A 15,701-nucleotide genomic window follows, 5' to 3' on the forward strand; every position below is an offset into this window, starting at 1 on the left:
TACTCCATGTCATGATGCTGAAAAACCCGCTTTCACGGCGGGTTTTTTATTGCTCAGAATAGCCATCCAAATATAAGAAACGCGTCATGCGTGTATTTCATAACAAATTGACTCCTGGAAAAGCTTAGATCGCATGTAGAGGTTGCTACGGTCGTCGCTTTTAGTACTATGCCTCCCAGGCCGTTGGGCCGTGAGGAGGAGATTTTATGGCAATTGGGTATTTGAAACGCCGTGCAGCATTGATGCTTGCTGCATCGGCGGCAGCTTTATTAACGTTCAACACAGGCGCTCATGCGCAGGCTTTTCCCGAGCGCACGATCACGCTCGTCGTGCCTTTTGCGGCAGGCGGCTCCACCGACGTCGTTGCGCGCGTCATTGCGCAAAAAATGGGTGACACGCTTGGCCAGCAGATCATCGTCGAGAATGTCGCCGGTGCTGGCGGAAATCTCGGTGCTGACCGCGTTGCGCGCGCCGAGCCCGATGGATACACGATCCTCATGGGTACGGTGGCGACACATGCCCTCAACCCATTGATCCTCAAGACGAAGCCCTATGATCCTGAAAAGGATTTCGCACCGATTTCGTTGCTGGTCGTCGTGCCGAACGTGCTGGTTGTCAATCCGCAGCTGCCGGTCAACAATGTTGCCGAGCTGATCGCGCTCCTGAAGAAGGAGCCGGATAAGCATGCCTATGCCTCATCCGGCAACGGCACGCCGCTTCACCTTTCTGGTGAGCTGTTCAAGAGCATGGCCGGCGTCGACATGCAGCACGTGCCTTATAAGGGCTCCGGCCCGGCATTGAACGATCTGCTGGGCAATCAGATTTCGATCATGTTCGACAACCTGCCATCCTCATCCGCGCACATCAAGTCGGGTACCTTGAAGGCGCTGGGTGTGACGACGGCGGAGCGGGCGTCCTCCTTCCCGGATGTGCCGACTATTGCCGAAACCGTGCCAGGTTATGAGACCTATACCTGGAATGCGCTTTTTGCACCGGCCGGAACGCCGCCTGAGGCAATCGCCAAGCTGAATGAGGCTGCCAAAACGGCACTGTCCGATCCGGATGTGGCAAAGCGCATGGCGGATTTCAGCGCTAAAATCGTCGGTTCGTCGCCGGAGGAGCTGAAGACCCACGTGTCGGAAGAGATTGCCAAATGGGGTCCGGTGGTGAAGGAAGCCAACGTTCAGATGGACTAAGGCCAGTACAGCCTCGCGATGGATCGTCTTCCCCAGTATCTCCGCAGGGGAAGGCACCTCCAATCCTTACCTGTTGGTTAAGCCATGAAAAATGTGATCAACTGCTGTTACACCTGATCATCATTTAGGCAATTAAACCGATAATAAATTATTTTATCCTATTACCTTCATCCATGACGAAAGTCGTCGCAGGCGTTCAAGCGCCGTCGAAGAGTCTTCAGATGGATCGAGGCAAAAGTGAATTTTTTCAGGAACTTGAAAATCAGCACCCGCATCGTCGTGGTTGCCGCTATCCCTACAATCGCCCTCCTAGGCGCTGTGGTCCAAGATAATTTCCGAAGGCTGGACGTTGCCTCTCAAGCCAGTTCCGTCTCTGAGATCTCAGCCATGGCACCTCTGATCGGTGGTATGGTCCACGAAATTCAGAAGGAGCGCGGTGCCTCTGCCGGCTTTGTGGGTGCGAAGGGGCAGGGCGAGTTCGGACCTCTTCTCGAAAAACAGCGCCTCGTGACCGATGCCGCGATTGCGAGATTTCGAAAGCTTAATCTGACGACCGAAGAAGCCGCCGGCACTCCTGCTTTCATGCAGCTCGCCATTACCGCGCAAGCAAAGCTCGACAAGCTTGACGCCATGCGGCAGGACATTACCTCGCTAAAGGCATCTGTTGCCGATATTGGTGCTTATTTCGCCGATACGATCGGCAGCCAGATCAAGCTCATCGAATCGATGAGTTCTCTGACGTCGGACAGCCGCATTTCCAATCGGATAATCGCTTATTCTGCACTCCTGCAAGGGAAGGAACGGGCGGGCCAGGAACGAACAGTCGGAACCGCGGCCTTTACCACCGGAAGCATCACTCCCGAAAGCTATCAGAAATTCGTTCGCCTCGGTGCCATGCAGGGCGTCTATTTCTCGATCTTCGATTCCTATGCAGGTGCTGCTGAAAAATCAGCGCTGGAGGCTGCACTTGGCAGCGATGCCGCCAAGCTTGTCGATACGCAGCGCTCTGTTCTTCTACAGGCGCCCTTTGGAGGCCAGTTGAGTGGCATCAGCGGAGAAGCTTGGTACAAAGCGACCACGGACCGCATCAACGTTCTCAAGACGGTCGAAGACAAAGTCGGTGCGGAACTGAGTGCCTATGCTACAGGCGTTGCGACGTCTGAACAACGTGGCCTTACTGTATCAATTCTAACATCCTTAGGTGTCCTTGCCGTCGTGGCTGTTCTTGCCGCAATCATTACCCGCTCGATCACGGGCCCTATCGGCAGCGTGGTTGGCACCATGCGTGAACTCGCAGCAGGTCGCGCCGATGCTGCATTGGATGTTGAACCTGACTGCAGCGAGATCGGCGAAATGGTTCGCTCCGTTGCAGTCTTTAAAACCAACGCCCAGGAGCGTATCAAGCTTGAGGCCGAAGCCGAGGCCAACCGATCGCTCACTGAACGTGAACGTTTGGAGCGCGAAGCGCGGCAGGCCCAGGACGCAGCGGAAGTGCAGCACGTGGTCGATACGCTCGGTGCGGGTCTCGGCGCTCTTGCAAACGGCAAGCTGAACTACCGCATCCAAGACAGCTTCGCTGACCGTCTCGACAAGATCCGCGTGGACTTCAATGGTGCGATAGAGCGGCTTGAGGATACGATCATAAAGGTCAGCGGAAACGCGCAGGGGATTGCGGCGGGTTCCAACCAGATCAGAGCATCTGCCGACGATTTGGCACGACGCACAGAACAGCAGGCAGCGTCGGTCGAAGAGACCGCCGCGGCGCTGGAGCAGATCACGACCACGGTGGCGGATACGACGCGCCGGGCAGAGGAAGCCGGTCGCCTCGTGAGCGAAACGCGTGAAAACGCAGAACGCTCCGGCGTTGTCGTGACAAAGGCCATCGGCGCCATGAACGAGATCGAAGCGTCTTCAAGAGAGATTTCCAATATTATTGGAGTCATCGACGAGATTGCGTTTCAGACCAATCTGCTAGCACTCAATGCTGGTGTCGAAGCCGCACGCGCGGGTGAGGCCGGTAAGGGGTTCGCTGTCGTCGCCCAGGAAGTGCGCGAGCTTGCCCAACGATCGGCCAGTGCTGCAAAGGACATCAAGGCACTGATTGCAAAGTCAGGCGATCATGTCAAAAACGGTGTTGGCCTTGTCGGTGAGACGGGTGAGGCGCTCACCCACATCGTCGCGCAGGTGAAGGATATCAGCGTCAACGTGCTCTCAATCGTTGAGGCATCGCGTGAGCAGTCCACCGGTATCAAGGAAATCAATAACGCGGTTTCCCAAATGGATCAGGGCACGCAGCAGAACGCTGCCATGGTGGAAGAGTCGACGGCAGCCAGCCACTCGCTCGCCAGAGAGGCGGATTCGCTGTTTTCCCTCGTGGGCGCGTTCGAAACGGGTTCGCAGCGCAGCGCTCAGACGGCGGTCTCGGCACGTCCCGTCGTTCCATCCGCGGCACCTCAGCGCTCTCCAGTTCGTAGCCTCGTCAATCGCGTTGCGTCTTCCTTCAACGGGAACGCGGCGCTGAAGGCAAACAGCTGGGAAGAGTTCTGAAACTGCGCGATCAGCATCGCTGATGAAAGGCCCCGGACGTCGTCTGGGGCTTTTTTTCTGTCACCAATAGAGGTGTAAAAATCAGGCTTGAAATTTCGCAAAAATCACGATGCGCGTCTTCAAGAAGGTAAGGCTTTGTTTGTGCATCCAACAAGACGACGTAAGGCGCTCTGGGGGACAGCGAATTGAGGTCGGCCCGCATTTATTCGCTGCGGGAAGAATTTTCGATTCCCTTGCGGCCTCGAGACGTTAATGTGGAGCGGAACAGACGTCCTGTATTTGACGACTCTTTAGGAACAGTCGCTTGAGATGCGTATGTCAGATGGTGAGAAGGAAGCCGCAATGGGGATTAAGACTGCGGAAGAGCGCAGCCTGGACTACAGAAACGCGATGGCGCAGCTTGCCGGCGCAGTCAATATCGTCACCACAGATGGACCGGCAGGCAGGGCGGGGTTTTCCGCCACCGCCGTCTGTAGCGTATCGGACAATCCCCCAACCCTTCTCGTCTGCATCAATCGCAGTTCATCGGCGTACCGGATGTTGTTTGAGAACGCCGTCGTGTGCGTCAACACGCTCTCAGCAGATCAGCAGCCATTGAGCCAGCTCTTCGGAGGCAAGACCCCGATGGAGGAGCGTTTCGCAGGCGGTGAGTGGTCGTCGCTCGAAACCGGTGCACCGATTCTGAAAGGCGCACTCGCCTCCTTCGATTGCCGTGTTCGCGCAATCCATGATGGCAGTACCCACGACATCATCATATGCGATGTGGTCGATACTGCCGTAGGAGAAGGGGAAGAGGCGCTGCTTTACTTCAAGCGGGCTTATCGCACGCTCTAAACGCGCCAACGTCGCTTCAGCCTATGCTTTTGCCAAAACGGGCAAAGCTTTTTTCCAGCACGGTCGTGCCAGCGCCGGGGCGTTGCGGCCGCTTGTAGACGCCGCCCTGAACATCTGCCGGCTCCTCGAAGTGATCCTTGATCCAGGGAATGTATTCGAGGATCGTCGAGGCCGGGTGCCAGTAGCTCAAGTGGACATGGACCTGGCTCATCTCGCCTGCATGCGGCACGACGGGCAGGCGATGCGCCAGGGCCAGATCCGCCACCTGAATATATTCGGTAATGCCGCCAAGCCGGGTCACATCCGGCTGAACATAGGCGACCGCGCCCGCTGATATGAAGGAGCGGAAGGCATCGACCGTGTAGAGCTGTTCACCGAGCGCGATCGGAATTGCCGTGTTGCGGGCGAGTGCTGCGTGGCTGCCGACATCGTCATACCAGAGCGGTTCTTCAAACCAGTAGATATCCAGATCCCGTGCGAGCGCGCAGAAACGCTGGCAGGTCGGCAGATCCCATTTGCCATTTCCGTCGATGGCGATGCGCACCGACCCGCCAAGACGCTTGCGAACCGCCGTCAGCCGATCGATATCCACATTCGGATCGTCGTGACCGACCTTGATCTTTAGCCGGGTAAAGCCATCATGTTCGACGGCTCTTGTGGAGCCCTCGATCAAAGCGTCCTTCGTAAAAGAAAGCCAGCCGATATCGGTATTGTAGGCCTCGAGCTTGTCGGTGTGGGCTCCGCCCAGATAGCTCCAAAGCGGTAGGCCCGCCTTCTTCGCCTTCAAGTCCCAGAGCGCGACGTCTACCGCGGCAAGTGCCAGATGGGTGATGCCTGCACGGCCGACCCATTGCAGCGATGGATAGCGGGCAAGCTTGGTCCAGAGCCGCGAATGGTCATTGGCATCTTCGCCAATCAGGAGAGGCGCATAGCAATCGCGAATGCAGGCAGTGATCAGTCGGTCCGAGGCGAGATGTGCATGCGTGCCGGTAAAGCCGTAACCCTCCAGCCCATCCGTTGTGACGATCTTCGTGCCGACGACGCCCCAATGGGTGATGGAATGGGTCGAGTCCGAAATGGAATCGGACGTCAGTGGCAGATGAAGAATGAAGGGGTGGATAGATGCGATTTTCATGACGGATAACCCTCCTCCGGTTATCGGGTGGTATGTCTTGTGGAATCCTGCTGCTCAGCCGCCTTCCATCTTCTCGAGATAAGGCAACTCGTCAGGCGAAATGACCTCCGCGACGGCTTTGATGCGCATCATCGCGCGGCTTCTGGAGATTTGCAGGTGGCGTGTCAGCCCGGCTTTCGCCCCTTCGATATCGCCTGCCAGAAGGCTGTCGAAAATCGCCAGGTGTTCCGGCAGGAAGGGCTCGGTGTCGAAGAGCCCCATGGTCCAGTGATAGAGAAAATGGTGGGCGACGAGCAGCGCCTGCGGCAGGCTGATGGCACGCATCAGCGAGGCGTTTTCGCAGTAGCCGAGAAGCTCGACATGCAACTGTTGTTCGAGCGCATCGAGCATCTCGCCGTCGATCTTGTCGACCGACTGGATGGCGTCCGCGACGTTTTTGCGCAAGGAGAGCAACAGTCCGTCCGGAAAATTGGCGGCCGCCTTTTCCAGCGCGATCGGCTCGAGAATCCAGCGAAGCTCATAGAGTTCGTCGATATGCTTGGCCGTGAGCGCCGGTGCATACCATCGCCCGCTCTCGTCCTTGTGAACGATACCGCGCTGCTGCAGACGCGCAACGACATCGCGCGCCACGGTTCTGCTGACGCCATAATGCTTGGCCAGCATCGCCTCGTTTATTCGCCAATCTGCGAGCGATGTGCGCGAGACGATCTCGATCTCGATATTGTCGTAGATGAGTTCCCAACTGGATCTCGGCTGCATGCGCATCGTGTCGGTCGTGGGGACCGAACTCTCATCGGTTGTGCGTATCTTTGGCACCGATTTGCTTTTTGCCACGACATCATAGCCGCGGCTCTCGGCCTTGCGCACGAGATGAAGACGCTCCAGTTCAGCCAGCGCCTGGCGTGCCGGTGCGCGGCTGATGCCGAAGCGGTTGGCGACCATGGTTTCGGTCAGCCTCGTGCCGTGAACGATGACGCCATTGGCGATGTCCGCAGCCAGAAGGTCGCAGGCTCTGCGGTACAGGCGGGGCGCGATTCCGGTCGCGGCGCTCTTCATTGTTCTCCTCCCCCACTCTCGGTCTCGTTGCCGACCAGCGATCGTTTTTAGCGCTACAGGGATTGCACGGCCAAAAAACAATGTCTAGTGTATGCATAAGACATTTTGAAAAGGAGAAGCCAGGATGCTGCAAGACCAGGCGCGCGCCCATGTCCCGTTGACATTGCTGGACCGGTTCTGCCGCGCGGTCTTCGCAGCCTGTGGTGCGGATGCCCCAACGGCGGATGCGGCGACGCGCGCCATGATGCATGGAACGCGCTACGGCGTGGACAGCCACGGCGTCCGTTTGCTCGACCACTACGTGACTGCCATGCAGGGTGGACGCATCAACCGCACCCCTCGCCTTCGCAAGGTGGCTGGGCTCGGCGCTGTCGAAACGTTGGATGCGGATGATGCGCACGGGGCGCTGGCTGCCTATACGGCGATGACCCATGCCACCGAGCTTGCGACACAGTTCGGCATCGGGGCGGTTGCCATTCGCAACACTTCTCACTTTGGCCCCGCCGGGGCCTATTCGCTGGAAGCGGCGAGGCGAGGGTTTATCGCCATCACCTTCTGCAACTCCGATAGCTTCGTGCGTTTGCACGACGGCGCGCAGCGTTTTCACGGCACAAATCCGATTGCGGTTGGTGTTCCGTCCGCCGGAGACAACCCATGGCTTCTCGACATGGCGACGAGCTCCATCCCCTATAACCGTGTGCTGCTCTATCGGAGCCTTGGTCAGCCTTTGCCCGATGCGACAGCTTCGGACGAAGGCGGCCATGACACCAAGGATCCGCATGCGGCGGCCATGCTTGCTCCGCTCGGTGGCGAGTTCGGCTTCAAGGGCGCAGCACTTGGCGGTGTGGCGGAAATCTTCAGCGCGGTGTTGACCGGGATGAAGCTCAGCTTCGACATCGCGTCGATGGGTGGCCCGGATTTTTCCACGCCACGAGGTATGGGTGCCTTCGTTCTTGCGCTGAAGCCTGAGGCATTTCTGGAGAAAAGCGTCTTCGAGGGAGCGATGACGCGTTATCTGGACTCGTTGCGAAACTCGCCAGCACGTGAGGGCGCACGGGTGATGGCGCCAGGAGACCGCGAGTGGGAAGTCGCGGCCGAAAGGGAGCGTCAAGGTGTTGTCCTGGACCCGGCGACGCGGCAGTCATTCGCAGATCTGGCAAATCGGTTGGGTATTACGCAGCCATTTGCCTGATGTGACGGGGTCGGAGGCGCGATCCACGTTTGCCAATTGACTTCGTCAGCGAAACAGCCTTAATGGACATGATTGGTAAGACCACTTTACCAATGCCGCAGCGGGAGGGGACATCATGTTTGTGGCGCTTGAGCCGCGTCGCCTCCACAGGCAGGTGGCGGATCAGATCAGGACGTTGATAGAGGCAGGTGAAATCGCGGACGGAGCCAAGCTTCCGGCAGAACGCGATCTTGCCGAACGCTTTGCAGTTTCAAGGCCGACCGTTCGCGAAGCGTTGATCGTGCTGGAAGTCGAAGGCTACATCCAGATCCGCATGGGCTCAGGGGTATACGTCAACCAACGTCCGAAAGCGCACTCGATCTTGCCTGCGGACGACAGCGACGGGCCTTTCGAAATTCTCCAGGCGCGCAGCATCATCGAAGGTGGCATTGCCGAAGAGGCGGCAAAGCGCGCCAATGCCTCGCATGTCGCTCTACTGGATGAGAATTTGAAGCGGATGGAAGATGCCATCGGCGACGCGGTGAAGATGTTGGTTCACGACCGGGCGTTTCATCTGGCGATCGCCGACATCATCGGCAATGTCACACTCCATCGCTTCACCGGACATATCTTCGACCGCCGCATGACGCCTTACTTCGAGCGTCTTGCCAGCCATTTCGAAGGGCCGCGGACCTGGCGCCTGGCGCTTGAGGAGCATGTGGTGATCCGTGATGCAATTGCCGCAAACGATCCGGACGCGGCGAAAGCTGCCATGCAGCGACATCTCAGCCAGTCGCAAAAGAGATTTTCTCAAAGCTTCGGAGAGGAGGCTTGAGGGGAGGTAATGTGCTGTCGCGTTCGACGCGGCGGTAGAGAAGCAACATCTGACACTATCTCGGGAGGAGACAGAAATGACGTTCAGATTGAGAAGCCTGCTGGGTGCCACAGCCATCATCGTGGCCTCTGCGCTGTCTGCGCAGGCGCAGACCGTACTGAAATGGGCCCATGTTTATGAGACGACGGAACCCTTCCACACGGAATCGGTATGGGCGGCGAAGGAGATCGAGAAGCGCACGGAGGGTCGCTACAAGATCGATGTGTTCCCGGCATCGCAGCTCGGCAAGGAAGCCGATATCAATCAGGGCCTGAAACTCGGCACGGTCGATATCATCATCTCCGGTTCGAGCTTTGCAGCCCGCGATTCCAAGCCGATTGGCGTCACCTACTTCCCTTACATCTTCCGCAATCCGGAGCACCTGATCGCCTACACCAAGAGCGATGTCTTCAAGCGTCTTGCCAAGGGTTACGAGGACAAGACTGGCAACGTCATCACGGCGGTCAGCTATTACGGTACGCGCCACACGACATCGAACAAGCCGATCGAGAAGTGCAGCGACCTGAACGGCGTGAAGATGCGCGTTCCGGATGTGCCGGCCTATCTTGCCATGCCGCGCGCCTGCGGCGCCAACACCACGCCGATCGCTTTCGCCGAAGTCTACCTCGCGCTGCAAAACGGCACGGTCGATGCGCAGGAAAATCCGCTGACGACCATCGAAGCAAAGAAGTTCTTCGAAGTGCAGAAGAACATCGTTCTGACCGGCCATATCGTCGACCATCTCAATACGGTGATCTCCAAGTCGCGCTGGGCGAGCCTGTCTGACGAAGACAAGAAAATCTTCGTCGACGTGATGCAGGAGGCTGCCACCAAGACGACGAAGATCATTGAGGAGCGTGAAGTGGCACTCGTGGACGACTTCAAGAAGCGTGGCCTGACGGTGACGGAAGTCGACAAGGCCGACTTCGAAAAGAACGTGCTCGACAAGGTGAAGTTCGAAGACTTCGGATACAACAAGGCCGATTGGGAAGCGATCCGCGCCATCCAGTAAATTGCGCCTGGCGCGGGGCTCATCTCCGCGCCACCCTTCTCGTTTTCAGCACCGGCAGGTGAGCGCATCTTGACACTGCTGCTCGCGCCGATGCTCCAACCGGAAAAATTCAATGACGCAGGAAATCCATACTCAGGTTACGCCCGAGGAGCTTGCCCATACTTTCGACGAGGCACCGCCCGATACCGACCTTTCCGTTTATGCCTTCGAAGACTGGCTGACGCTCGCTCTGTTCTGGATGATGACGGGATGCGTCTTCCTCCAGTTCTTCACCCGTTACGTTCTCAATGACAGCTATGCCTGGACCGAAGAAATCGCCGTCAACTGCCTGATCGGGGTCGTCTTCCTTGGCTCGGTCATGTGCGTGCGCATGTCGCGCCATATCCAGGTCGATGTTCTCTACCACTACCTGCCACCGAATCTCACGCGCATCATGGCAATCGCGGTCGATATCATCCGCATCGGTTTCTTCGCCTACGGCTCATGGCTGATGTGGCGTTATCTGGAGATCGTTGCGGATGAGGAAATGGTCACCGTGGCGCTGCCGCGCAATATCGTTTTCTACACCGTCTTCGGCGCCTTCGTGCTGATGTTCCTGCGCGCGATCCAGGTCTTCGTGGCCAATCAGCGTCGCGGCTATTCGGTTCTTGAGCGGCCGGAAGAATTCCAGACGAGCGAGGAGATTTGAGATGCTGCTGCTGATCGGTTCTTTCCTCCTTCTGATGGTTGTCGGCCTGCCGGTGGCCATCTCCATGGCGACGTCGTCGTTGCTCTACATCGTCTTCTATAATGTCGCGCCGGATATCATCGCGGCGCAACGCATGATCGCGGGCGTCGAAAGCTTTCCGCTTCTCGCGGTCCCATTCTTCATCCTGGCCGGAAACCTGATGAACTCCGCCGGCGTGACGGGGCGCATCTATTCCTTCGCCGTGGCCCTCGTCGGCTGGATGAAGGGTGGCTTGGCACAGGTCAACATCATCGGCTCGGTGATCTTCTCCGGCATGTCCGGCACGGCCCTGGCAGATGCCGCCGGCATCGGCACCATTGAAATCAAGGCGATGAAGGATCACGGCTATCCGGTGGAAGCCGCTGTCGGCGTCACGGCCGCTTCGGCAACGCTTGGGCCTATCTTCCCGCCCTCCTTGCCCTTCGTCATTTACGGGATGATGGCCAACGTCTCCATCGGCGCATTGTTCATGGCCGGCATCGTGCCCGGTGTCGTCATGACGCTGTTGATGATGATCACGGTTGCGGTCTTCGCTTATGTCAAGCAATGGGGTTCGGACACGCCCTTCAGCCTGCGCACCATCTTCGGTGCCTCGCTGGAAGTCTTCATCGTCATGCTCGTTCCCGCCAGCATCTACGTGTTGACCCTATTCGGCATGTCGCTGAACCTCTCCATCCTGATCGTGCTGGCCGTACTGATCTTCTGCGACTGGTACTTTGACTTCTCCGCCGTGATGGCGCTGATGACGCCGGTCATTCTGATCGGCGGCATGACCATGGGCTGGTTCACGCCGACGGAAGCGGCGGTCGCGGCCGTGCTCTGGTCGCTCTTCCTCGGTCTTGTTCGTTATCGGACGATGACGTTCAAAACGCTGGCGAAGGCGACCTTCGACACGATCGAAACCACGGCATCGGTTCTATTCATCGTGGCGGCGGCTTCGGTCTTTGCCTGGCTTCTGACAGTCAGCCAGGCGGCCCAACTGCTTTCCGCAGCGATCCTGACGCTGACCGACAGCAAATGGATCTTCCTCTTGCTGGTCAACCTGTTGATGCTGTTCGTAGGTTGCTTCCTCGACACGATTGCGGCCATCACCATCCTCGTGCCGATCCTGTTGCCGCTGGTCTTGCAGTTCCATATCGATCCGGTGCATTTCGGTCTGATCATGACGTTGAACCTGATGATCGGTCTCCTGCATCCGCCACTCGGCATGGTGCTCTTCGTTCTCTCCCGTGTGGCGAAGCTTTCGGTAGAGCGCACGACGATGGCCATTCTGCCATGGCTTGTTCCGCTCTTCGTGGCGCTGATTTTGATCACCTTCATTCCGGCAATTACGCTGTGGCTGCCAACGGAAATGGGTCTGATCCGATAGGGTATGAAATCGGTCCGCGCAGGTTTAGGCTCGCGCGGACCTCCTCTGTCACGACAAGGAAAGTCGACTGGAAATGCTGACACGCGTCGCGCGTCTTTACGGCAAAAGAGACCTCAAGGTCGAAACGCAGGAGTATTCCGCGCCGGGGGAGGGCGAAGTCCTTCTGCGCATGGCATCCGGAGGGATCTGCGGATCTGACCTGCATTATTATCAGGATGGCGGATTCGGGCCTGTACAGGTGCGCGAGCCGATCATTTCCGGCCATGAAGCCTCAGGCTATGTCGAGCAACTCGGCGCAGGTGTCAGCGGTCTTGCGATCGGTGCGCTGGTGGCCGTCAATCCATCGCAGCCCTGTGGCCAATGCGCTTATTGCCTCAAGGGACAACCTATCCACTGCCTCGATATGCGCTTTATGGGAAGCGCCATGCGACTGCCGCATGAGCAGGGCATGTTCCGCGACCATTTGGTCGTGCCTGCGAAGCAATGTTTTGCCCTCGCCGAGGGCGTGAGCGCACATGAGGCCGCCTGTGCCGAACCGCTCGCCGTTTGCCTTCATGCCGTTTCGCAAGCGGGCAATCTTTCCGGCAAAAGCGTAATGATCACCGGCGCGGGGCCGATAGGCCTCTTGACCGTCGCCGCGGCAAAACACGCCGGTGCGGCCGAAATCCTCGTGACCGACCTTACAGATGCCGCCATCGCCCGCGCACCGGCCATGGGGGCGACAGGAACAGTCAACGTTGCCAGTAACCCGGAGGCGCTAGCGCCTTATCAGGAAAACAAGGGCAGCTTCGACGTGGTGTTCGATTGCTCGGCCGCCGCGCCTGCGCTTCGATCCGCCTTCAGTGCCATCAAGCCGCGCGGCACCCTTGTGCAGGTGGGAGTGACGGGAGACATCACGATCCCGCTCAACCTGCTGGTGGGCAAGGAAATCAACTGGCGCGGGTCGCAACGTTTCGACGCGGAGTTTGGTGAGGCCGTCTCGCTGATTTCGTCTCGCGCCATCGATGTGCGGCCGATCATTTCGCATCATTTTCCGCTTGAACAGGCGGTTGCGGCTTTCGAACAGGCCGGTGACCGCCAGGTGGCCTGCAAGGTGCAGATCACCTTCAGCGACCAGATCTAAAATTCAGAGGATAGGATCATGAGACATACATGGCGCTGGTTCGGGCCAGTGGACAGAGTAACGGTTCAGGACGCCGCACAGGCCGGTGCCGTCGGCATCGTCAGCGCGTTGCATCACATTCCAACCGGCGATGTCTGGCCTGTCGACGAAATCCAGAAGCGTCATGCGGAAATCAAGTCGGGCGGGCTTTATTGGGATGTGGTGGAAAGCGTCTGGATGTCGGAAGACATCAAGACTCAGACAGGCAACTGGAAGCAGCACATCACCAACTGGCAGGAAACGCTTCGCCGGCTCTCAGCAAGCGGGATCCGCACCGTCTGCTACAATTTCATGCCGGTGCTCGATTGGACACGAACCGATCTCAGATGGGAAACCCGCCACGGGGCGAGAGCAATGCGCTTCGACCTGACCGATTTTGCCGCTTTCGATATTCATATTCTCAAGCGCCCGAACGCCGCTGCCGATTATCCCGATTGGCTGGTGGACGAGGCCGCGCGCTGCTTTGCCGATATGCCGGACGCGAAGATTGCCGCACTTGGCAGGAACATCGGCGCTGGCCTTCCCGGCTCCGCCGATGGCTACACGCTCGACCAGCTTCTGGAGAAGTTGCGCAGCTATCACGGCATTGATCGGGCAAGGCTGCAACAGAATCTCATCGATTTCCTCTCCGAGGTCGTGCCGGTGGCAGAAGAGGTCGACATCAATCTTTGCGCCCATGGCGACGATCCGCCGTGGCCGTTGCTCGGTCTGCCGCGCATTCTCTCGACGGAAGAGGATTACGCGCATATGCTGAGTGCCGTCGATAGCCGCGCGAACGGCGTGACGCTTTGCACCGGCTCTCTTGGTGCGCGACAGGATAACGATCTGCCTTTCATCGCCAAGCGCTTTGCCGACCGCATCCACTTCGTTCACCTGCGCAACGTCACCCGCGACACCGATACCGTGCCGTGCTCCTTCTTCGAGGACGAGCATTTGGAAGGTGGAACGGATATGGTTGCCGTGATTGCTGCCCTTCTCGCAGAAGAGAAACGCCGTCTGGATGCCGGTCTTTCCGATCATCAAATACCCATGCGACCGGATCACGGACAGGAAATCCTGGACGATGTGACCCGTGGCGCTCAGCCCGGTTATCCGGCTATCGGCCGGCTGAAGGGTCTCGCGGAACTTCGCGGTATCGAACGTACCCTTTCTCATCCCAACTATGGAATCATTTGATTATGAGCAGATTGTCTTCTTCAACCCTATTGCCTGACGTCATTGCACAGCCTTCCTATGACCGCGCGAATTTGCAGCCCGGCGTCATCCATATGGGGCTCGGCGCTTTCCACCGCGCCCATCAGGCCGTCTATACGCAGCGGGCTTTGTCGGAACAGTTCGGCGCCTGGGGCATTGTTGCGGTCAATCTACGGTCCCCTGATCCGGTGGAAGCGCTTGCCGAGCAGGATGGTCTCTACTCGATCATAGTTCGCAATGCGGAAGGCGATACGGCGGAAGTCATCGGTGCCACGGTCGATTGGCTTTGCGCCGCCGAACGCGGCACGGATGTGCTCGATTATCTTGCCAACGAAACCATCAAGATCGTCACACTGACGGTCAGCGAGAAGGCCTATGGGCTGGACCCCGTCACGGGTGGTCTGGACCTGAAGCATCCTTCCGTCGCGGCCGATCTTGTCAATCCTCACGCGCCGGTCGGTGCGGTCGGTTTCCTTGTTGAGGGTCTTGCGAAGCGTCGCGAGAAGGGGATCGCGCCTTACACCGTTCTCTGCTGCGACAACCTCCCCTCCAACGGTCACGTGGTTCGTCGCCTCGTCCTCGACATGGCGGAGCGTCGCGATCCCGAACTGGCGCACTGGATTGCCGAAAATGGTGCATTCCCATGCAGCATGGTCGACCGTATCGTTCCAGCGGCAACGGCCGAGAGCCGCGCAAGGGCGGAAGCACTTCTTGGCGTTGAAGACAAGCTGTCGATCGAGACCGAGCCCTTCATGCAGTGGGTCATCGAAGAGAATTTCGTCTCTGGTCGACCCGCATGGGAAGCGGGCGGTGCCGTCTTCGCCAAGGCCGTCGAACCCTATGAGAAGATGAAGCTGCGTCTGCTGAACGGACCGCATACGATGATTGCCCATCTTGGCATTCTCAATGACCTTGAATTCGTGCGCGACGTGATGGCTGTGCCGGAATTTGTCGAGAAGGTCAGGCGGCATATGCAGGCAGCGGTCAAGACACTCGATCCGGTGCCGGGCATTGATCTGCCTGCCTATATGGATGAGCTTGTCGAGCGCTTTGCCAATCCGACGATTGCGCATAAGAATATCCAGATTGCCATGGACACTAGCCAGAAGCTGCCGCAGCGCGTTCTGGCGGCAACCGTGGAAACGCTGGAGGCGGGCCAAGATGCTGCGGCGTTTGCCTATGTGATCGCGCTCTGGATCGCCTCGATCCACAAGCGCGGAAATCTCGACGATCCGCGTCGCGAGGAGATCCTTGCCGCCGCGGGCAATGTCGATCCGAGCGACCCCTCGGCGTCCTTCTTTGCCATCGACGGACTTTTCCCGCCAGCACTCGTCCAGAATCGCGCCTGGCGCGATCGCGTCAATGCCGAATTGCAGAGCCTGAAGGTCTAGGCTTCCCATTCTCGAGCAACAAAAAACCCGGCG

The 15,701-nt window shown here is 58.4% G+C and carries 13 protein-coding genes; 11 read left to right on the forward strand and 2 right to left on the reverse strand.

The features are described 5' to 3' along the window. The first annotated feature begins 206 nt into the window (after positions 1–206). From AC07U5_RS17355 to AC07U5_RS17365, 3 genes are all read left to right on the forward strand, one after another. The gene (locus AC07U5_RS17355) at positions 207–1,196 is read left to right on the forward strand and encodes a Bug family tripartite tricarboxylate transporter substrate binding protein (protein ID WP_112520605.1); all 990 of its coding nucleotides are present in this window, start codon (positions 207–209) and stop codon (positions 1,194–1,196) included. A gap of 387 nt (positions 1,197–1,583) precedes the next feature. Then, entirely contained in the window at positions 1,584–3,743 is a 2,160-nt protein-coding gene (locus AC07U5_RS17360) for a methyl-accepting chemotaxis protein (RefSeq protein WP_113261379.1), read from the forward strand. A 309-nt stretch (positions 3,744–4,052) separates the two neighbouring features. After that, the gene (locus AC07U5_RS17365; protein WP_112520606.1) at positions 4,053–4,577 is read left to right on the forward strand and encodes a flavin reductase; all 525 of its coding nucleotides are present in this window, start codon (positions 4,053–4,055) and stop codon (positions 4,575–4,577) included. 16 nt (positions 4,578–4,593) lie between these two features. On the opposite strand, the gene AC07U5_RS17370 is transcribed toward AC07U5_RS17365, so the two are convergent. Both AC07U5_RS17370 and AC07U5_RS17375 read right to left on the reverse strand, forming a co-directional pair. Beyond that, positions 4,594–5,712 carry a mandelate racemase/muconate lactonizing enzyme family protein gene (locus AC07U5_RS17370; protein WP_494723754.1) on the reverse strand — a complete coding sequence of 373 codons (1,119 nt, stop codon included), beginning with the start codon at positions 5,710–5,712 and terminating at the stop codon, positions 4,594–4,596. A 54-nt stretch (positions 5,713–5,766) separates the two neighbouring features. Then, complete coding sequence (locus AC07U5_RS17375; protein ID WP_494723755.1) at positions 5,767–6,768, reverse strand: GntR family transcriptional regulator; 1,002 nt, start codon at positions 6,766–6,768, stop codon at positions 5,767–5,769. 124 nt (positions 6,769–6,892) lie between these two features. Between AC07U5_RS17375 and AC07U5_RS17380 the strand changes: the two genes are divergently transcribed. The 8 genes from AC07U5_RS17380 (at position 6,893) to AC07U5_RS17415 (ending at position 15,668) form a co-directional block, all read left to right on the forward strand. Beyond that, positions 6,893–7,960, forward strand: a complete 1,068-nt coding sequence (locus AC07U5_RS17380; RefSeq protein WP_494723756.1) for an Ldh family oxidoreductase — start codon at positions 6,893–6,895, stop codon at positions 7,958–7,960. Between the two features lie 115 nt (positions 7,961–8,075). Further along, entirely contained in the window at positions 8,076–8,774 is a 699-nt protein-coding gene (locus tag AC07U5_RS17385; protein ID WP_494723757.1) for a FadR/GntR family transcriptional regulator, read from the forward strand. A 76-nt stretch (positions 8,775–8,850) separates the two neighbouring features. Beyond that, positions 8,851–9,825 carry a sialic acid TRAP transporter substrate-binding protein SiaP gene (locus tag AC07U5_RS17390; RefSeq protein ID WP_494723758.1) on the forward strand — a complete coding sequence of 325 codons (975 nt, stop codon included), beginning with the start codon at positions 8,851–8,853 and terminating at the stop codon, positions 9,823–9,825. 112 nt (positions 9,826–9,937) lie between these two features. Continuing rightward, positions 9,938–10,513 carry a TRAP transporter small permease gene (locus AC07U5_RS17395; protein WP_112359028.1) on the forward strand — a complete coding sequence of 192 codons (576 nt, stop codon included), beginning with the start codon at positions 9,938–9,940 and terminating at the stop codon, positions 10,511–10,513. Position 10,514: 1 nt separating this feature from the next. Next, entirely contained in the window at positions 10,515–11,921 is a 1,407-nt protein-coding gene (locus AC07U5_RS17400; protein WP_062443734.1) for a TRAP transporter large permease, read from the forward strand. A 73-nt stretch (positions 11,922–11,994) separates the two neighbouring features. Continuing rightward, positions 11,995–13,044, forward strand: a complete 1,050-nt coding sequence (locus AC07U5_RS17405) for an L-idonate 5-dehydrogenase (protein WP_494723759.1) — start codon at positions 11,995–11,997, stop codon at positions 13,042–13,044. A gap of 18 nt (positions 13,045–13,062) precedes the next feature. Continuing rightward, positions 13,063–14,259 (forward strand): mannonate dehydratase, encoded by a 1,197-nt coding sequence (uxuA, locus tag AC07U5_RS17410; protein WP_494723760.1) that lies wholly within the window; start codon positions 13,063–13,065, stop codon positions 14,257–14,259. Further along, positions 14,259–15,668, forward strand: a complete 1,410-nt coding sequence (locus tag AC07U5_RS17415; RefSeq protein WP_494724268.1) for a mannitol dehydrogenase family protein — start codon at positions 14,259–14,261, stop codon at positions 15,666–15,668. Before uxuA ends, AC07U5_RS17415 begins: the two co-directional genes overlap by 1 nt. Positions 15,669–15,701: the final 33 nt, after the last annotated feature.

The sequence above is a fragment of the Agrobacterium sp. GW821-FHT02D03 genome, from assembly GCF_059421725.1.

Bases quoted from the DNA above. Each gene is read 5' to 3' on its own strand.
- AC07U5_RS17355 (WP_112520605.1), top strand. From the start codon at position 207: ATGGCAATTGGGTATTTGAAACGCCGTGCAGCATTGATGCTTGCTGCA.
- AC07U5_RS17360 (WP_113261379.1), top strand. From the start codon at position 1,584: ATGGCACCTCTGATCGGTGGTATGGTCCACGAAATTCAGAAGGAGCGC.
- AC07U5_RS17365 (WP_112520606.1), top strand. From the start codon at position 4,053: ATGCGTATGTCAGATGGTGAGAAGGAAGCCGCAATGGGGATTAAGACT.
- AC07U5_RS17370 (WP_494723754.1), bottom strand. From the start codon at position 5,712: ATGAAAATCGCATCTATCCACCCCTTCATTCTTCATCTGCCACTGACG.
- AC07U5_RS17375 (WP_494723755.1), bottom strand. From the start codon at position 6,768: ATGAAGAGCGCCGCGACCGGAATCGCGCCCCGCCTGTACCGCAGAGCC.
- AC07U5_RS17380 (WP_494723756.1), top strand. From the start codon at position 6,893: ATGCTGCAAGACCAGGCGCGCGCCCATGTCCCGTTGACATTGCTGGAC.
- AC07U5_RS17385 (WP_494723757.1), top strand. From the start codon at position 8,076: ATGTTTGTGGCGCTTGAGCCGCGTCGCCTCCACAGGCAGGTGGCGGAT.
- AC07U5_RS17390 (WP_494723758.1), top strand. From the start codon at position 8,851: ATGACGTTCAGATTGAGAAGCCTGCTGGGTGCCACAGCCATCATCGTG.
- AC07U5_RS17395 (WP_112359028.1), top strand. From the start codon at position 9,938: ATGACGCAGGAAATCCATACTCAGGTTACGCCCGAGGAGCTTGCCCAT.
- AC07U5_RS17400 (WP_062443734.1), top strand. From the start codon at position 10,515: ATGCTGCTGCTGATCGGTTCTTTCCTCCTTCTGATGGTTGTCGGCCTG.
- AC07U5_RS17405 (WP_494723759.1), top strand. From the start codon at position 11,995: ATGCTGACACGCGTCGCGCGTCTTTACGGCAAAAGAGACCTCAAGGTC.
- uxuA (WP_494723760.1), top strand. From the start codon at position 13,063: ATGAGACATACATGGCGCTGGTTCGGGCCAGTGGACAGAGTAACGGTT.